The organism is Lysinibacillus sp. OF-1 (genome assembly GCF_028356935.1).
Classification (GTDB): domain Bacteria; phylum Bacillota; class Bacilli; order Bacillales_A; family Planococcaceae; genus Lysinibacillus; species Lysinibacillus fusiformis_D.
In genome coordinates, this window is the sequence record NZ_CP102798.1 from 2,351,115 (window position 1) to 2,370,545 (window position 19,431).

Here is a 19,431-nt window from a genome sequence, read left to right on the forward strand (position 1 = left end):
TTATAGCAATCAAGCAATCCATTTTCAGAGGAGCGTTAAATTTTAAAAATTATGATTAACTATTAGCTGGTATAGTTCAAAGTTTTATTATGTGTAAAAGAAATGAGAGTGAAATAATGCTCAGTGCCATTGTTTCATATTAGTCATATTTAGTTACAGAAAAATTCTTTAACCTCATAGGATTCTCTTTGAACGAAAAGTTAGTGAGTTTAATAGTATCTCTGCGTCAAAGTGGGCGCTGAAAAACAGGATATTTTTCATCTTAAATTAAAACACTAATGTTCTAATCTAGTTAAACCACTAGCCTCTACTTCCGCTAGATAATTATTTTGATTTAAATGTTTCCATAGACGTTGTATTGCTTTATTTTTTAGGTGAATAAAACTTAGTATTCTTACTTACCTTATTACTTTTTTATATTGTTTATATGATTTTTTCATAATTTCCATTTGAAACCTTTCCTTACTATTTCCTAAAAACTAAAACCAGACTGTCTATTTCATTTACGTATCCTTCAAGATTGTAATCCGTTAATAGAACAGAGACTATATTTATCTTTTTCATTGCTTCCTGTCACCCCATTTGTAATTAGTCGCTTTGTATCTTATGGCTGTTGCAACTCTTATTCAACTATTTTACATCGTTAATCAAATAAGAGTTAACAACTTTATTGTCAGTTAATAGTCTCCATATTGTGTACTTTTAATACTGAGGAACTTTAGCCGTTTTCTCCTACGATTGTAGATATGACATCAGAAATTTCAGCTTTAATAAAAGTACCTTCTGGAAAACAAAGAACAATCTCATCCACCGTCGTAATGGGTACATCAAAGTGACAAAGAGATTCCCCGTTACAGTAGTATTGAATGCGTATATTGATAGTGAATCGAATTGGAACCAACTTCCCTGCATGAATTCCAGACAAAGGTTTTATGTCGTTATCCAAAACAGTAAAGCTGCAAGTATTTGGAATTGTTTTACAAAGGATCGTTAGTTCTTCGCCAGCTCTCCGACATTTGAGAATTTGCCTATTACAATTTTCCGGAATTGGAACCTTTCTTTGATGTTCCGTACAAAAAACGACCCAATCATGCACACACTGTGCTTGAATACATTCGAAATGGTTATTATCTTTTAGATAATGTTCATTTAATTTTTGACGCTTTCGAAGTTCATTCCGTGGTTCACAAAGGGTCCCTTGAATTTTTAATACCTCTTTAGATTGTACTTGTACATTTTTAGACAAGACAATATCTAACAGTAAAGGACAAGTTGTACAACATGGATGTGTTGCAGGAACTAATACAAGCTCCAACCTAAGATTAGACGCATATCCGTCAAAGTTTGGCCCACAAGTGCAACCGGGTCCAATAAATGTTTGACCAACTACAAATAATTCAACAATAATCGGTTGTTCGACCAGGGTTGATGATGCAGCTACTTCAAGTCCAACAAAGGGATCAAATAATTTAATTATTGATTGTCCTGATTGCGTCGGCTGAAAGTCAATAATCGCATCTGAGTACGATAAAAATATACTATTTGGTGGTACTGTATTAACCACAGCTTGGAATTCACCTGGAATTATATTGCCAGTAAAAGTAGCATTACCAGTTGTGATTACCGCAAATATTTCATCTATACTTAGGCCGCCAGCTGTATTTGGTTCACAAGCAAAGTTTAGTAAGGTGTTTAGATTAATAAAAAATGTTTCATTGGAACAAATGATTTGAGGTGCGAGTAGAGTATTAGTGATTGCTCCGCATACAACAGATTGGGTGTCACTTACGGTTTCTGAACAATTGATTGATAACTTCATCGTATAACCTCCCAAAGTAGGCTTTCGTTCTTTTTTAAATGGCTGTTTGTAGTATATGAATCTTTAATAAAAATGGATAGTCTTATAACGATGAAATCAAATAAAAAGTCTATGTATAAACAAAACCATCATTCGAACAAATAATGCTCAAACGACGGTTTCGATTTTTATTAGAAAATGTTTAGCCAGTGCTTATAAGCTTATTGGCTGACTAATTTCGCTATATTTGCCTTCAAAGAATGCAAGTGGTGATCCATCGCTCATCGCGATATCGGTTACTTCTCCAATAAAGAGTGTATGGTCTCCCGCAATTTGTTTGCTATGAACATTACATACAATATTTGCTAATGCATTTTTTAATACTGGTAGCTCATTAACCCAGTCAAATTCTACTTCGCGCTCTTCTTTAATTTGTCCTGCAAAATGCATGGATAGTTCCTTTTGTTCCTCTGATAATATATTCACAGCAAATTTGCCCGAAGTATTAATTTTATCCAGCATTCTAGCTTTTTCGCCAATAGATATTAATACTAATTTAGGGTCGAGCGAAACAGACATAAATGCGTTTGCTGTCATACCGTGTGCTTCTCCTTCAATCACTGTCGTAATTACTGTTACCCCAGTAGCAAATTTACCCATTGCGTTTCTAAAAGTTCTATCATCCATCATGTTACTTCCTCCTTAAATTATAAGTATTTTAGATAGTGTTTAACCCCCTTGGAAATCAGAAATAGTAATTTCCAAGAATTATTATTTAAATATTCAGACTTATTAATAAATACTTTTAATCTTCTATTTAACAACCAGCTCTTCCTGAGGTGATGATTGATCTATTAGGCTTTCTTCCGTGACTTGCACTTTGCGTAAAAATGTTACAGAGATAAATGAAGCCACAGAAAGAATCGCAATAAAAATAGCTAGTGGAATCCATGAGTTATTGTAAGTACTTAGTAAAACTGTAGCTATCATGGGAGCGGTTCCTCCAAACAATGCTGACCCTGCTTGATAACCCAGTGTAATTCCCGTATATCCAACATTGGTACTAAACATTTCTGTAAACATTGTTCCAATAATACTTGCAATGGAAGACCAAAGAATGCCTAAACCGATAATAGAAGCGGCATAAACCCAAAATGTTGATGCTGTTGATAATAAATAATAGTAAGGAAAAGAGAATAACGCAATTCCAGCTGCTCCGGTCATGAAAAGACGTTTACGGCCCCATAAATCAGATAATTTTCCCATGATTGGTATACACAATGTCGTCACAATGGTTGCCACAGTAATGATGTTTAATGCTGTAGTCCGCGAGAAACCAATGTTATCTGTCGCATAGGAGATAAAAAATGTGGTGAAAATATAGAATGGACCCACTTCCACACATTTTGCACCCAATGAAATTAAAACAGCTTTCCAATGATAACGTAAAGTCTCAACAAGAGGAACTTTCACAACATTGCCTTTTTGTTTTTCTTCACTAAATGCCGAAGTTTCCTCGATGCCACGACGTATCCACAAACCAGTAATCACTAGAGCTGCACTTAGTAGAAAAGGAAGTCTCCAGCCCCATGAAAGAAACTGTTCTTCTGGAAGTAAACTTACAATTGAAATAGCAGTTGTTCCAAGTAACATGCCAAGAGGGATTCCCATCGCAGGGAAACTACCATAGAACCCTCGTTTTTCTTTTGGTGCATTTTCAACAGCTAAGAGAACAGCTCCTCCCCATTCCCCACCAACAGCAATACCTTGAAGGAGTCTTAAGAACACAAGTAGAATAGGGGCAAAAATTCCGATTGTACTATATGTTGGTAACAAACCTATACATACTGTTGAAATTCCCATTAACAGAAGTGAAACGACAAGGGTGTTTTTCCTACCAAATTTATCGCCCATATGACTAAAAATGAGGCCACCGAGAGGTCGAATAAAAAACGTAACACCAAAAGAAGCATAAGCAAGTAACAAACTTACGTATGGATCATGGCTTGGGAAAAATAATTTATTAAAAACAAGCGCTGCTACGGTACCATAAAGAAAGAAATCATAAAATTCAATTGTACTGCCAACTAAACTAGCAAATAATACTTTTCGGGAACTTGCAGTCGATTTTTCTTTTCCCATTCATCTCATTCCCCTAACTATTTTATTTTAAATACAAATTTGTACATCAACTTTAATTCTTAATAGGAACCTTATCCATGTAAGCTACTCTATCTAAAAATTTAACAGTGATTTCTTGTTGATTGACTTCTTTCAACCTTTCTAGTTTATTACTGCTCAGTTCAAATCTGTTTTTAGGAGAGCCAGAATATTTTAAAAAACCTTGAATAGCATAATCTCTATTAGCGATTTCTACTTTATATAAGCCTCTTTTCGGCAAAACATACTTCCCCTGAATTTGAAACTCTATACGATTTAATTTCTGTTGTATAGTCAAATCTTTCGGAAAATTGATCAATCCTTTTATTTCATAATGTTTTCCCAAGTAATATGGAACTAATTGAACATCACCTTCACGTATTAATTCTCGAATTAACGTTGAGCTTATCTTGTGATCGTTCGTGATTCTTTTTGAGATCACAGTAACATCAAAGAGATTGTATTTACGGGCCTTTCGTAAATAATCTACATTCCCTTGAGCTTTGTAACCAAAGGTAAAGTCAAAACCTACGACAATATGTGTAGCATGTAGATTCGTTATATATTGATTAATAAATTCACTTGCAGGAAGTGAAGCGAAAAGCATTGTGAATTCCATTACAAAAACTTTATCAACATCGAAATGAGACATCTCTTCTAGTTTAGAAGACAATGGGGTTAAATATTTTCTATCGGTTTCACATTTGATAATCTCACTAGGATGAGGATCAAAAGTCATTACTGATAATTTACAATTTTTTTTATGAGCGATTTTCTTTGCTTGCTGTAATAAAAATTGATGACCTAAATGGACACCATCGAAAAAACCTAAAGCCATCACATGAGGTTCTTGAATTTCAAAATGCTCTTTCATTGGATGTGTTAAATGTATGGTTTCCACTATGCTTCACCTTCCTTACAAGCTAATTAGTAATCAAAGAAACAAATCCTATTATCACCAATGCATACTGTATTGTGTATACATTGATGAACAATAAAAATCGCAAAATATTGTATAGCTTCAGAGGTTTTTAGATGAGACTCATCACCTCATCTAAAACATCAAAATCTACTTAATTTTATAGGACCTTTGAGTAATAACGAACTTCGAATATTTTACAGCCATTTGGCGATTGCCATGGTCCATGTTCCATTCCAGGAGGACGACATGCCACCATTCCAGCTGTAAATTCTTCGTTCAGACGTAAGTCGATTAACGATCCCTCAATAATGTATAATTCTTCCCAGAAATCATGGATTTGCACACCATCTGGAGATGTATCTGTTCCTGCATCGAGTTCTAGAATACGTGTTGCTACTTCAGTACCTGGAATTTGTGCAATAATTCGTTGTGAAGAGCCTTCTACAGTTTTTGAAGGGACTGTCTCAAACGTCTTGAAGTCAACAAATTCATGCTCTTGTTTTTCCTGATCAGCATAGTAACGAACTTCAAAAATTTTGCAACCATTAGGTGATTGCCATGGCCCATGCTCCATTCCAGGAGGACGACATGCAACCATTCCTGCTGTAAATTCTTCGTTCAGACGTAAGTCGATTAACGATCCTTCGATAATATATAATTCTTCCCAGAAATCATGCATTTGCACACCGTCTGGAGATGTATCTACTCCAGTACCAAGTTCTAGAATACGTGTTGCTACTTCAGTACCTGGAATTTGTGCGATAATCCGTTGTGAGGAGCCTTTTACAGTTTTTGAAGGAGCTGTCTCAAATGTTTTATAATCAACAAATTCATGTTCTGGTTTAATAACCACTTCTATTTCTGAATTTCCCATTTCACACTACCTCCGCATCTGCTAAAATATGAACCTTATAATGTAATTTGATTTTTCGGTCTGCTAAACGATCATATAATTCTGCTGAAAAACCGTTGCCGTAAATAAATTCTCCAGTTATAATTGGTAAAGTTCCACAAAACACCATCATATCCTCACAATAATAACCACGTTCTTCTATAATTTTAAGTAAATCTTTAGGCTGCAAAAATTCTCCGAGTGTTCCAGCCTGATACTCTTGTTTAATTCCATCAACAATCATCCAACTTCTCATTTCAATGTCATCCCAGCGGCTTTCTATATCATCTAGTAACCAAAATTGTGTTGAAATTGGCTTGCCGCAAACTTGTTTGGATTTTTGAATGGACAGTTTTTCAAGTTCACGATCTGTGTGATCACTTCCAAGTCCTACATACCATATCCCTTTAACATTCATAATAATTACTTCTGCTTCCCCACTACTACTTTCTTGGACAACTGAAATAGATTGACTTGTCGTAATAAGATTTGTTGAAACATCGTAAATCATCGGAACCTGAGGTGGAGCTGGTACGCCAATCTCTCTTAATTCATCAATATGTTTTTTTACAGATGCCTGATCTTTACCCGTATAGCCGGCAATAAGTAGGCGTTTAGGGGTAGCTTCAATGCTCTTTCCCGAAACGAAAATATTCATCCACTGAATTCCTCCTGTCTATCTAAAACTCGATGCTTTAAATTAGGAAAGGCTTCACGAATAGCAGCGATTTGAGAAGGAGCAATTTCTGTTTTGACAATAGTCTCTTCATCGCCTCCGCTTGCCATTACAATTCCCCAAGGATCAACCACTTGACTATGACCACCTAAATGGATGCCATGCGTATTACCAACACAATTACTCGAAATTAAAAAACATTGGTTTTCTAATGCCCGAGCTGTATTAAATATTTTCCAATGTTCCAATCTGGCATGTGGCCAAGCAGACGTAACAAGAAGTAATTCTGCTCCTAAATCTACTTCTGCACGATACAATTCAGGAAAACGTAAATCGTAACAAGTGGATAATCCTACCTTCCCAAAGTCTGTATCCACTACAGTTGTTTCATTTCCTCTTGTTAATATTTTCCCCTCTTGTGAACCATAACGGAATAAGTGAATTTTTCTATAGATTCCAATGAGTGCACCCTCTGGTGAAAATAGAACGCTAGTGTTATAGAATTTTCCGTTATTTCTTTCTATGAAACTGCCTGCAAATAGATAGGATTGGATTTCCTTTGCCTTTGAAGAAAATCGTTGTACAAAATCGCCATTTATTTCTTCTGATTCATCAACATAACGATCAAATGCAAAGTACCCTGTCGCCCATGTTTCGGGTAGTATAATTAAATCTTGTCCCTTTAATTGATCAATCATTGCTTCTACACGATCGATACGAGCGTTTTTAGATTCATGATCTTTAATTTCTAACTGTATTGATGCAATCTTCATTTTTTCAACATCCTTTTATCTGGATTTCCTAAACCAGCTCCTCCACTTGTGTAGGAAGAGAATAACTTTCTAAAAATGTCTCCACCATTTTTACAGGCTCTTCATATCCATAATTTCTAAATGAATAGCCTTTCGTCACGAATGGTGCACCATTATAGAACAATTCATATTGTTGATGTCTACCACCAAACTCTGAGCCTATGATATCCCATACTAACTTAAATAATTTGATTCTCTCTTCAGCCCCAACCCCTGTTGAACGTATATATTGATAGATATCATCTTTCGTCTCTGGATTGATCAATTCTTTGTATGAGGAAGGTAATTGCAAAACACCTCCACCACAAAGCTCTCTTAAAATTCGAATAGTAGATGCATAGATAATATCCTGTTGACCGATTACACCATAAAGAAAACGCGGATCTGGTCGAGCAACTCCATTTTTATCAATGATACAATTATATTCTGAAGCTAATAGGTTACCTTCTACAGAGGCTGCAATAGATGCAAGTTCCCCTAACTTTTCTTGAACAGAAGGAATTTTATCTATACCGTTCATGGCTGTAACTTTTCGAGCAGCACCAATTAAAAATTTCAATTTATTACTAAATCTGATTTGTGCTTGATTATTGCCTAATACATGGGCAGGTGTTTCATGGAACTGAGCCTTCACAATATCAATATCTTTATAAACAAAGATATCTGACCATGGAATAAATACATCGTCAAAAACAACTAAGGAATCGCTCTCATCAAAACGAGAAGATAATGGATAATCAAATGTACTTGGCGATTTGTCAGCGTAACTAGGTCTCGCATAAAATTTTAACCCTTTTGCATGAATCGGTAATACAAAGGATAAAGCATAGTCTTCATCACCAGGACGTAGTGGCGTAAGACAACTAACAAATAAGTAATCCGATACTGCAGATGCTGTACCAAGCATTTGGGAACCTCTTACCACAATGCCGTCCTCTTTCTCTTCATAGACGCCTACTGGGAGGTATTTATCTTCCAGCTCATGTGCTGCTTTACTTCGATCAATTTGTGGTGGAATGATTACATATGTTACATATAAATCATTATCTCGAACATGTTTATAGAAATTTAAAACATTTTCTGCAAAACCTTTTCTCCCTCGTTCAAATACTTCCGGTGAACTGGCGAATGAGGCTAAAAAACTAGCGACATGATCGGGACTTCTGCCAACAAAACCACAAGTTGCTTCAGACCATTTAGAAATGGCCAATCTGCGTTCTTTCAGTTCTTCACGACTCCTGGGAATCATATAAATTTTGTTTGCTAACGTTCCATCATCCGTTTTATAAATCATATTGTGTGATTCATCTAACGCTAAATCATATAAACCAGCAATCGTATTTGTAATTCCTTTAAAAGCAGGGTGTGTAGCTACATCTTTGACTCTTTCTCCATTTATGTAGATCACACGATCGTCTTTCAATGCTTGTAAATATTCTTGACTTGTTCTCACCATATTTAATTCCCCCTAATGTGTTGTTTAAATAGATGCTATAAGTAACAATCTTTCAGAAAATCATTAACCACGGAAGTTTAATGTACACTGTATTGTGTATACATTAATTTCTGTAATAATTCTAAAAATTACAATAATTTAATACAAACTAATACGCAAGCGCTTACAATGAAGCAAAATAGTATTGGGTCTACTTATTGCTCAATTAGGAATTTGTAAACATCCTAGCGATTAATTTAGCTTGTTTGAAGTAAAACCCTACCGGATAATAGTAACCTCCTTAACACCTCCCTTCAAACATTAATGGCTATTAGCTATTATCAATAACCATTAATGTTTCCTTTGTCTTTTCTAAATGATTTAAAATCATCTTTGATGCTAAATCAGGATTTTTTTCCTCTATAGCTTGTATGATTTGTTGGTGTTCTATTAAAACACTTTTCATTCTACCAGGCTGCCTAACTGCTCTTAAACCCATAAGCTGTGTAAGGTTGTGAAGATTAGTCAAAATTTGTTCCATTATCGTGAATTTAGCCAACTTTGTAAGAGAAAGATGGAATTCATGATCTAACCCAATAAATCGAATAGCATCATCATTTTGCAAAGCTTCTTCTTGTTGCCTTAAAATTAGCTTCAGTGACTTTAATTGTTCAGGAGATGTAATTATTTTTATTAGCTTCTTTACTGCCTCAACTTCAATAGCACTTCTTAATAAAAAGATTTCTTTCTGTTCATCTTCAGTAAGTTTTTTTACAGTCATTCCTTTTCTGGGAATAGAAACAAGTAAACCTTCCTTTATCAAATCTTGAAGAGCTGCTCTTACTGGCGTTCTTGAAGTATTTAACTTTTCTGCCAATTGAACTTCTGTAAAGATTTCATCGATAGTTATACCACCGTATAGAATCGCTTTTTTAATTTCTTTGTACACTTTATCTTGCGTTGTTTTTTCTTTCTCAATTGGCTTTAATTGTGCCCCTTCCATAATAATCCATCCTTTTTACTAAGTCTTTACCATACGAAATTAAAAATTTGAATTTATATAATGGTTTAAACTTTTTATGTTTTATGTATACATAATACATAATACGTTTATTATAAGTCAACACTTTTTTGTTTTTTCTGAAATTTCAGATTAGTAGATTACTTAATTTAATTCAATTCAAGTAAAGGAAAAAGTCTAACCTCTAGCTTATTATACAAAAATGTCAAAAAAATCATTGCAAATTAAAGAACAAATAGCAGAGACTTCACCCTAATTCTTAATTAGCTAAATAGGTCTCCACTTGCCTTCCCCGTCAGCACCAGAAAAAAGCTGTCTGAAATGGCAGCTTTTTTCTGGTGTAACTATGTTTTTTTATAAGTTATCTATTGCTTCCTTTCCTTTCTTCCAATATTGCGAATTCGCCCCACCCCGCTTAACAAAGCAGGAATTAGAATTGGCAACATGACAAAAGTAAGTAGAACAAGCCCTAGAATCACCGTTATGGCTATTTCAATAAGCGTTATGACACCTGAAGGCATTAATGCCGCAAATGTACCTCCAAGAATGATCGCTGCTGATATCACCACACCTCCAATATGACGTGTGGCATCGATAATAGTTTTTGTCGAATTCCCCTCCAGCTCTCTATAACGCATCATCAAGAAGATACTGTAGTCTACTCCTAATGCAACAATCATGATGAAACTAAAGAATGGTACATTCCACGCTAGTTCACTCATATTGAGAAATTTAGCGCTTATAATGCTACTCATACCTATGGCAGTATAGTACGTTATGATTAAAGAGGCTAAAATAAAAATTGGTTTTAGGAAAGAACGAGTAATAATGATCAGAATGATACCAATGCCTATTAGCATGATGGCTGCTGTTCGAGTGAAATCCCCACTCGCAATTTCTTCAAGATCCACATTTTGCGATGTTCTTCCACCGATTGCTACCTTCGCATCACGAAACTCACTACTTTTAATGATCGCTTGTAGCTCTTGCTCAATTTGGTCAACAATTATCATGGCTTCCTTTGAATAAGGATTCACATCTAAAATGATGCCCATCTGAGTTATTTTCCGATTATCGGACATATACATGTTCAATGATTTTTGGAACTCATCACTCACTAAAACATCCTTTGGCATATATAACTTTTCAGAAGCCTCTGATTCACTAAGACCTGTTAAATAGTCTTGCACATCTGTTAAACCTGTGCTGACGTCTTGTAAACCTTTTGTGCTTGCTGATAATCCTGATTGTAAGGTTGCCATTTTATCAGCTAAATCCGTTAGTGCTGTTTGCAGTTGCTTTTGTCCCTCGTTAATCGTCATTAATCCTGATTCAAGGGAGGGTACTTGACTTGCGATTTGGTTAGACCCCTTTGCTGCAGATTGCAAACCATGTGTTAAGCTAGAAGATGCTTCATATAGTTGATTCACACCTGCTTGTAATTGGGAGAAGCTACTGTTCACTTTGGCAAGAGAAGCATTTACTTCCCTAAATGATGTCATGGCCCCTTCGAATTGAGCTGTCACTGTGTGTAATTTCTCTGATAATTGCTCTAATTGCTGCTTTTCAGTTGATGCAATGCTAAGCGTTGTTTGTACATTCATATCATTAGCTAACTCTGGTTTTGACTGTACGAGTGCATGCATTGCACTTTCAATTTGTCTATATCCTTTTTCTGCACTTTCAATCCCTTGCCCAATGCTGGTAAAATTCGTACTAAATGAGGACAAACCTTTTTCAAGTTCCGTATAACCATTTAATAATTGTGACATCGAAATGGATAAAGTGTTCGTATTTTCTTTTACAGAAGCTAAACCATTTTCTAGTTCTTGGACGCCATTTGCTCCTGCACTTACGCCGTTTGTTAATTGATCAATAGCAGTCCCTAAACTCGAAACACCTTTTTTCATTTCATCTGTTCCTTGAATTAATGCCTGAACATTTTGAGCAGCATTTGTATCTATTTGTTGGAATTGTTGCTCAGCTGAAGACAAACCATTACTAATCTTACCTACACCTTCATTTGCATCACCTAAGCCACTCTTTATTTGTTTAGATTGCTCCGTGATGTATAGGTCATCCATTTTTTCTCCAACTGGTCGTGTAGCTGTTAATACTTTAGATACACCGTCAATCTGCGAAATCTTTTCAGCTATTTCATCTAATGCTTGTAATGATTTTGCATTATCCAGTGCTTCATTTGACTGTAAGGCAAGTGTAGTAGGTGATGAAAAACCTGCTGGGAAATGCGCTTCAATCACATTAATCCCTTGCTTTGAAGCATAACGATCATCGATTTCCAACAAGTCATTATAGCTTAGAGAATGACTAGAATTCATGATAAAAGGAACACACAAAATCGCTGTAAAGACTAATGCAACGAAAGGTCTTAAAACAGATAGCCTCGCTAAAAATCCCCAGATTTTACTGTCATTATGACCAGTAAAAGTTTTCGCTGGCCAAAACATCTTTTTCCCCAGTAAAGCCATAAAAAAAGGATTTAAGGTCAATAAAACCAATAAGAGTACAGCTACGCCAATTGCTACAGCTGAACTTGCTCGGTATAACCCGAATTCCGCCAAATAAAGAGCCATAAATCCAATAAACACCGCAAGCGCACTATACAGAACCGTTTTTCCAGCTGTTTTATATGTGCTGCGCACTGCTTTCCAACGATCTTCCTGCTTCACCAGTTCTTCCTTAAATCGAGTGAAGAGTAAGATATTATAATCTGTGCCGATACCGAATAAAATAACAACTAAAAATACTTGAGTAAAATTCGAAAATGGGTAATTAAACTGATCTACTAAGTGTGCAATGATTCCTAGTGACACTACGTAAGCTACTCCAACCGATAAAAGAGAGACGAATGGCACTATTGGTGATCGGAAAACAAGAATGAGCACAGTGATAATAAAGATAATCGCTATTATTTCTGTTTTCTTAATCCCCTCTTGTGTGGATTGAACGAAATCTTCCATTACCAGACTGTTTCCTGTTAGATAGGTATCTACATTTTTACTATCTATAATTTTAGTAAGCTCCTTCGTTATCTCAGAAATTTCTCTATTATTCTGCTCAACAGAAAGCTGAGCTAGAATGGTAGTTCCATCTTCAGAAATGAGCTGTTTTTTCGTTTGCTCATTATCTAAATGAGTCATAATCTCCTTCATACCGAGCTGAGTTTGTTCTTTTTTTAATTCTTTAATGATTTTTCCTACTTCTTCTTTTTGTTCCTTTGTTAATGCTTGATCATTCCCACTATTGAAGACAGCAATAATTTGATACCTTTCCCCACTGTCATTATCCATTTGATTAAGCAGATCTTCTGCAATATTGCTTTGAGCACTTTCGGGAATAGTAATTTGCCCTTTTTCTCTAACCAATTGATCTAAATTAGGCATCGTCACGACTATAAGGACTGTCATGACTATCCATAAAACGAACGATGCTACTCGCCAATTCATGATTTTTTTCATCATCATTTCTCTCACTTTCACTTTACTAAATTAATAATTATCTAGAGAATGCTAGCCTCTAGATAAACGATTATAAAATCATACAAGTGTATACTTTTATTCGTAAATCAAGTATACTTAGCCTCAGAAAACGGGACAATGTTCAATTTTCGTCTATATGTACAACTTTGAACATTGACATATCAATGTGTTCAACTTTAGAAAAATATTTTAGGAGTGCAAAAAAATGAGTGGGAAAGCAGAATACAAAAGCGCAATTCGCTCAAGAAAAATGATTAGGCACGCATTTGTAGAATTAGTGCTGGAGAAGGATTTAGAAAAGATCACCGTAAAAAATATTGTTGAACGAGCTGAAGTAAGTAGAGGAACATTCTATGCTCATTACTCGGATATTTTGGCGGTTATTGAGGAAATTGAAAATGAACTAATGGGCAAAATGGTAGAGTTTCTGAATGATTTTAAAGCGGTCGAAATCATTCAAAATCCGATGCCTTTCTTTTTAAAAATGGTGGACTTTTTACAACAAGATATTGAATTTTACCGAAAGTTAATCTTTGTACAGGGGGCCTCTTGCTTTGTCGTGAAATTAAAAGACATTCTGATCGAGAAAATCATTAGTTTTCAAGAAACTATTCATCCCAGTCAAGAACGTCAAGAATTTGTATTACGTGTCCATTTCTTAGTAGGTGGGCTAATGTCGATGTATCAAGATTGGTTAGCAGGAAAATTCGATTGTTCATTAGAAGAACTCACAAAGTCCATCAGTCGAATGATGATACAAGGGCTACAATCTTATACGTTCAAATAAAGTGCTATTTACTGCAAAAAAGAAGCTGCAATCACAGCTTCTTTCATATTTACCTCTATACATCAGCTAGCTTTTGGCCATAAGCACTTGCATAAATTGCTTAATGAGTTTGAGCTTGTAAGAGGAAAATCTATTTATGCCAAAATATTCAATGTAAATTCAGCGAAAAAACAACGAAGGAATCATCAAGATCGAAATATCATTTTCTAGCATAGGCATTTTTGGAAGCATGTGCCAACACCATTATATTTCCTTCACCATGTTCATATTAAGCGTGGTCACTCCGAAAACTAGTTAAATTGGCCATTAAATAAGAAGGAAACACCCTTCTATACATTTAATAATTTAGATCAATAGCAACCAAGATAGCTTAGATGACTACTTGATTTTCACAATTATCTTCCCCTTTGCCCTTCCAGACTCAGCATATTCCATCGCTTTTTGAGCTTCTTCAAATGTAAAAGTTCGATCAATGACGGGTTTGATTTTACCAGATTCAATATAGTCCGCAATTATACGTAATTGATCACCGCTTGGCTTCATAAATAAAAAGGAATATTGCGCATGATGCTTCTTTTCAAGTGCAGTCAGTTTATAACTTGCTGCTGAAAATAATAGGGTTTTGAAAAATCCTGAATCATTTTCTTTAGCAAAACGGGCATTTGGCATGCCAGAAACAGAAACAATTTTCCCTCCATTTTTGATGATCCCGAAAGATTTTTCAAGCGTCTCACCCCCAAGTGTATCAAAGACGGCATCATAATTTCCCAATATTTCTTCAAACTTCTCTGTCTTGTAATTGATCACTTCGTCTGCACCAAGAGATGTGACTAAGTTTGCACCAGCTTCACTAGCAGTTGTTGCTACTGTGGCACCCATTACTTTAGCCAGTTGAATAGCAAAAGTGCCTACACCACCAGACCCTGCATGAATTAAAATCTTTTGTCCTTTTTGTAAGTGCATGATGTCATGTAATGCTTGATATGAAGTTAACCCAACGAGAGGGATGGATGCAGCTTCCTCAAAGCTCAAGTTTTTAGGTTTTAGGGCTATATCATCTTCATGTATTGCGATAAATTCGGCAAAAGTACCGATTTTACTTTTACGTGGACGTGCATATATTTCATCGCCCACTTTAAAACGAGTTACTTTTGTGCCAACCTTTACCACAACTCCCGAAAAATCATTTCCAAGGATTAGAGGCATTTTATATTGTATTAACAACTTCACTTTCCCATCGCGTATTTTAAAATCAATAGGATTAATACTAGCGGCATGAATTTCTGCAAGTATCTCATATTCACCAATTTCAGGTGTAGGTATTTCTGCTAACTGCATCGGGGCTTTGCCATATTGATTGATAACCATTGCTTTCATCGTTTATTCCTCCAAATAACTTATCGTATTCTCAATAAAATTCCTTTAATAGCGTCTCAATATCCGTAACAAGTGTTTTTAGTAAACCTAATTTTGTGCGTATATCTATATAATAAAAGTTTTTTGTCCCTTCTTTACGCATTAAAATAACACCGGCATCACGTAAAATTTTAAGGTGATGTGACACAGCAGGTCTAGACAGATGGGTTTGTTCTGTGATTTCGCCTACACGTAATCCTGTTTGACAATCCGTAGCCATTAAAACAAGTAAAATAGATTGACGTGTTTCATCACCAATGGCCAATAGTACCTTTTGACAGTTGATAAAATTTTCTTTAATGGTGTGTAGTTGGTCCTGTTTAGTCATGTAAATAATCCCTCCTTTAATTAGTTGAATAGTTTAAGTTATTGAACCATCCTATGGATACAACCATAAAGTACAATGCTATTCTGTGCAATATTGAGAAAGAAAATCGAGACGAATCCAATCTTTGGAGGTGAATTCTTTCTCGACAACAAAAAACACAGAAGTCACATGGACCTCTGTGTTATTTGCTTTCCTTAATGAGTGCCTTCATATCTCCAACAATAGTTTCAACTGGTACGTTTGTCGCGCCATCATAGTCTTTTACAACTGTGCCGTCTGCGTTCACTAAATAATAGCTCGACATATGTATGACTTGGTCTGAGTTTGGATCATTTTTGACTAATGAATTGAATGATTTACGTGCAAATTGTTCGATAAATTTTTGTTGATAGCCCGTTAATAGCTGCCATTTGCTTTCATCGACAACATTATACGTATTTAAATAGTTCGTTAATACCTCAGGCTTATCCACCTCTGGATCTACACTAAATGCGACAATTTGATAATCCTCAAGGCCTTCATCCTGTAGTGCTTGCTGGACCTCTGTCATATTAAATGTCATTGGCGGACAGATTGTCGTACAGTTTGTAAAAATAAACATTGCTAGCCAAGGCTTACCTTTTAAATCTTCTAGGCTCACTTGTTCACTTTTTTGATTCATTACATTGAAATCTTGGACCTCAATGTTTACAGTTGGCTCAAATTTGTAGCTTCCGCAAGCAGCTAAAATGCTGCTGAATGCTAGAACTAAAACGAGCAGTATACTTTTCTTTTTCATTTGCGGTACCACTTCCCTTCATTTCATCATCTTATTTTATTCATTCTAGAAGCCAAATACAAGGTAATGGACTTACACCCAGATTGCTATTTGTATAACATGTGAACATTAACTGATTCTGGTATTTCATTACACTACATCTTCCAAATGACACATCCTTTTCAAAATTTTTTTGAAAGCTTTTTTTTATTATTTTCGTTATTTCCCAAGAGAAAGAACGGTTGTTATATAACAAACTATTTCTACCTTTTACACTTCTCTGGGTTTTAATAGAAGAATAATAAAATACAGAAAATTCTCTTTTGTGAATATATTTTCTCCTACATTCAACTTTATCAGCAACAAACTATTTCAATAATATTATTTCACTCGAAATTCTCGTTCTCTTTAATACCATTTTATTCTATTAAACACTTAATATTTCTATGTTATTTCTACGTAACTAAACTGACTAAAAATTATAAAAACTCAAAATTTAGTATTGCATTATAAGAATATCCCCCATAAAATAAGTGAATATAACGACGAAAGAAAAAGAAATATGTCGTTTAAAACAGAAATATATAACTTTAGGGGGAATAATAATGGCGAATGTTTCTAGTGAAAAACAGGCTCAATCAATTGATTATCATGCAATTGAGGCAATGGAATCGTTTAATACCTTTGTGAAAAAGAAAAATACCTTTCTTTTCTCGATTACAGCAGTGTTTCTAATTCTTTATATTTTGCTTCCGATCCTTGCCTTCCAACCTGTACTACAACAAAAATTATTCGGAAATATTACGGGTGTATGGGTATATTCTGCAGGGTTATTTATCATGACCATTGTGCTCTGTACAGTATATGTAAAAAAAGCTGCTTCATTCGATAAAGCTGCGGCGGCTGTGCTAGCCGAGTATCATGCGAAAGGTGGTAACTAAATGAATATTGTATCTGTAGGTTTCTTTTTAGCCATTGTTGGATTAACACTTGTCGTTACCTATATTGCAGCAAAACGCACTTCCTCGGCAGCTGATTTTTACACAGCCGGTGGTGGATTAAAGGGGTGGCAAAACGGCTTTGCGATTGCTGGTGACTATTTATCAGCAGCTGCCTTTCTTGGGGTGTCTGGTGCGATTGCCTTAACTGGTTTTGATGGTTTCTTCTTCTCTGTTGGCTATGTTGTAGCAAATTTAGTGCTTCTTTATGTCATTGCTGAGCCTATGCGTAATTTGGGGCGTTACACATTAGCAGATATGTTAACGGCTCGTTTTAATGAAAAACGAATTCGTGGCGTGGCTGCATCAGGTACAATTATTATTGTGATTCTTTATATGATTGCACAGCTTGTAGGTGCTGGTGCATTAATTAAACTACTATTTGGAATTGAATATTGGATTGCTGTGTTAATTGTCGGCGTTATGATGACAACGTATGTATTGTTCGGCGGCATGACAGCAACTTCATGGGTACAAATTATTAAAGCAAGCTTGTTATTATTTGGGACAGGTCTATTAGCGGTATTAGTGTTAATGAAATTTGATTTCTCTCTTATGAAAATGTTTGACACAATTGCAATGGATCATGGGGAAGAATTCCTTGTGCCAGGGATTAAATACACAAGTACAATCGACTCCGTTTCGATGATGATGGCGTTAGTTTTAGGAACATCAGGTTTACCACATATTTTAATGCGTTTCTTTACCGTAAAAGATGCCAAGACAGCACGTTCTTCTATTTCTTGGACAACTTGGATTACAGCTATTTTCTTCTCACTAACGATCTTCTTAGGGTTCGGTGCGCTAAACTTTGTTGGATTAGATCAAATTCTTGCTGAAAGTAAGGCTGGTAATACGGCTGCCCCACTTCTAGCGCATTATTTAGGCGGAGATGTCTTGATGGCATTTATTGGCGCCGTAGCCTTTGCGACGATTTTAGCTGTTGTGTCAGGCTTAGTGTTAACGGGGGCTTCTGCTATTTCTCATGATATTTATGGAGAAATCATAAAAGGAGGGAAATTAACTGAAAAGCAACAGGTTGTAGCTGCACGTACAGGCTCTATTTCGATTGCGATTGTGTCTATTATTCTTGCATTGTTTGCCCAAAGCTTAAATGTTTCGTTCCTAGTATCCTTTGCCTTTTGTATCGGTGCCTCAGCCAACCTACCTGTGATCCTTTATACAATCTATTGGAAGAAATTTAATTCCACAGGAGCTGTAACAGCTATGGTAACGGGTTTAGTGTCCTGTTTAATTTTAGGCGCAATGGGACCGAATGTCTGGAGCCCCATTGAAGGTGCAGCCATCTTTGTTGGTCAACCGCTTGTACCACTTGCTGTTCCTGCGATTATTACGATTCCATTAGGCTTTATTGCTGGGTACCTTGGTACAGTTTTGACAGCTAGCAAAGTACCACAGGAAGAAGCTGAACGTATTTATCAAGAAATTCGTGTGAAAGCGAATACAGGCGTATCTGTTTCTGATATTTCTCATTAATATTTATTCACCTCTTGCATAATGAATTCCAATTCAAAAAATGCAAAAAAATAGGCAAAAAATTCGATTTTTCATCGAGTTTTTCGCCTTTTTTGTTATTCAATATCTACTAATTTATTTATTGAACAATACTATTTCTCTTCCAAAAAACAGAAAAAATCCAATTCCCACTAGGTAAATGGTGTTTAATTTTAATTGAAAAAACAAGATTTTCTTGTAAATTTACCCTTCTATTTTTGTCAAGAATCTAGATTTCCCTTTGCTTTATTTATTTATCTGAATTTTCTAAAACCCCCTATATTCTTGAGTTTGTGCCATTTTTTCTCTCTCAGGACTATTTTCTGAAAAATTTTTTTTGCATAATTTTTCTGAAATGTATTGCAATTTTGTGAACTGTTTCATAAAATGAAAATGTGAATTCACTAAACTAGC

At 35.4% G+C, this 19,431-nt stretch carries 16 protein-coding genes; 3 read left to right on the forward strand and 13 right to left on the reverse strand.

Annotated features, from left to right (window positions below; all coding sequences use genetic code 11):
• Positions 1 to 718 precede the first annotated feature (718 nt).
• The 10 genes from NV349_RS11390 to NV349_RS11435 form a co-directional block, all read right to left on the reverse strand.
• Positions 719 to 1,819 (reverse strand): hypothetical protein, encoded by a 1,101-nt coding sequence (locus tag NV349_RS11390; protein WP_271913501.1) that lies wholly within the window; start codon positions 1,817 to 1,819, stop codon positions 719 to 721.
• A 192-nt stretch (positions 1,820 to 2,011) separates the two neighbouring features.
• Positions 2,012 to 2,485 carry a flavin reductase family protein gene (locus NV349_RS11395; RefSeq protein ID WP_271913575.1) on the reverse strand — a complete coding sequence of 158 codons (474 nt, stop codon included), beginning with the start codon at positions 2,483 to 2,485 and terminating at the stop codon, positions 2,012 to 2,014.
• 126 nt (positions 2,486 to 2,611) lie between these two features.
• The gene (locus tag NV349_RS11400; RefSeq protein ID WP_271913504.1) at positions 2,612 to 3,940 is read right to left on the reverse strand and encodes an MFS transporter; all 1,329 of its coding nucleotides are present in this window, start codon (positions 3,938 to 3,940) and stop codon (positions 2,612 to 2,614) included.
• Positions 3,941 to 3,992: 52 nt separating this feature from the next.
• A complete protein-coding gene (locus NV349_RS11405) occupies positions 3,993 to 4,859 on the reverse strand; it encodes an FAD synthetase family protein (protein ID WP_271909936.1) in 867 nt (288 codons plus the stop codon).
• Positions 4,860 to 5,037: 178 nt separating this feature from the next.
• The gene (locus NV349_RS11410) at positions 5,038 to 5,754 is read right to left on the reverse strand and encodes a cupin domain-containing protein (protein ID WP_271909937.1); all 717 of its coding nucleotides are present in this window, start codon (positions 5,752 to 5,754) and stop codon (positions 5,038 to 5,040) included.
• Position 5,755: 1 nt separating this feature from the next.
• Complete coding sequence (locus NV349_RS11415) at positions 5,756 to 6,430, reverse strand: DUF2848 family protein (protein WP_271909938.1); 675 nt, start codon at positions 6,428 to 6,430, stop codon at positions 5,756 to 5,758.
• Positions 6,427 to 7,221 carry a carbon-nitrogen family hydrolase gene (locus NV349_RS11420; RefSeq protein WP_271909940.1) on the reverse strand — a complete coding sequence of 265 codons (795 nt, stop codon included), beginning with the start codon at positions 7,219 to 7,221 and terminating at the stop codon, positions 6,427 to 6,429. Before NV349_RS11420 ends, NV349_RS11415 begins: the two co-directional genes overlap by 4 nt.
• Before the next feature lie 28 nt (positions 7,222 to 7,249).
• On the reverse strand, positions 7,250 to 8,716 hold the full coding sequence (locus NV349_RS11425) for a 4-hydroxyphenylacetate 3-hydroxylase family protein (RefSeq protein ID WP_271909942.1): 1,467 nt from the start codon (positions 8,714 to 8,716) through the stop codon (positions 7,250 to 7,252).
• 310 nt (positions 8,717 to 9,026) lie between these two features.
• Positions 9,027 to 9,698, reverse strand: a complete 672-nt coding sequence (locus tag NV349_RS11430) for a GntR family transcriptional regulator (protein WP_271909943.1) — start codon at positions 9,696 to 9,698, stop codon at positions 9,027 to 9,029.
• Between the two features lie 383 nt (positions 9,699 to 10,081).
• Positions 10,082 to 13,195 (reverse strand): MMPL family transporter, encoded by a 3,114-nt coding sequence (locus NV349_RS11435; protein WP_271913576.1) that lies wholly within the window; start codon positions 13,193 to 13,195, stop codon positions 10,082 to 10,084.
• Between the two features lie 226 nt (positions 13,196 to 13,421).
• On the opposite strand from NV349_RS11435, the gene NV349_RS11440 reads away from it, so the two are divergent.
• The gene (locus tag NV349_RS11440; protein WP_036126188.1) at positions 13,422 to 14,003 is read left to right on the forward strand and encodes a TetR/AcrR family transcriptional regulator; all 582 of its coding nucleotides are present in this window, start codon (positions 13,422 to 13,424) and stop codon (positions 14,001 to 14,003) included.
• 378 nt (positions 14,004 to 14,381) lie between these two features.
• Here the strand turns inward: NV349_RS11440 and NV349_RS11445 are convergent, their stop codons facing one another.
• From NV349_RS11445 to NV349_RS11455, 3 genes are all read right to left on the reverse strand, one after another.
• Positions 14,382 to 15,380, reverse strand: coding sequence for an NADP-dependent oxidoreductase (locus NV349_RS11445; protein WP_036126185.1), 999 nt, complete (start codon positions 15,378 to 15,380; stop codon positions 14,382 to 14,384).
• A gap of 31 nt (positions 15,381 to 15,411) precedes the next feature.
• Positions 15,412 to 15,756 carry an ArsR/SmtB family transcription factor gene (locus tag NV349_RS11450; protein ID WP_036126183.1) on the reverse strand — a complete coding sequence of 115 codons (345 nt, stop codon included), beginning with the start codon at positions 15,754 to 15,756 and terminating at the stop codon, positions 15,412 to 15,414.
• Positions 15,757 to 15,928: 172 nt separating this feature from the next.
• Positions 15,929 to 16,525, reverse strand: a complete 597-nt coding sequence (locus NV349_RS11455; RefSeq protein ID WP_271909944.1) for an SCO family protein — start codon at positions 16,523 to 16,525, stop codon at positions 15,929 to 15,931.
• Positions 16,526 to 17,109: 584 nt separating this feature from the next.
• Between NV349_RS11455 and NV349_RS11460 the strand changes: the two genes are divergently transcribed.
• Together NV349_RS11460 and NV349_RS11465 are read left to right on the forward strand one after the other, a co-directional pair.
• Entirely contained in the window at positions 17,110 to 17,445 is a 336-nt protein-coding gene (locus NV349_RS11460) for a DUF485 domain-containing protein (protein WP_058843543.1), read from the forward strand.
• The gene (locus NV349_RS11465) at positions 17,446 to 18,999 is read left to right on the forward strand and encodes a solute symporter family protein (protein WP_058843542.1); all 1,554 of its coding nucleotides are present in this window, start codon (positions 17,446 to 17,448) and stop codon (positions 18,997 to 18,999) included. It begins immediately after the preceding gene.
• Positions 19,000 to 19,431: the final 432 nt, after the last annotated feature.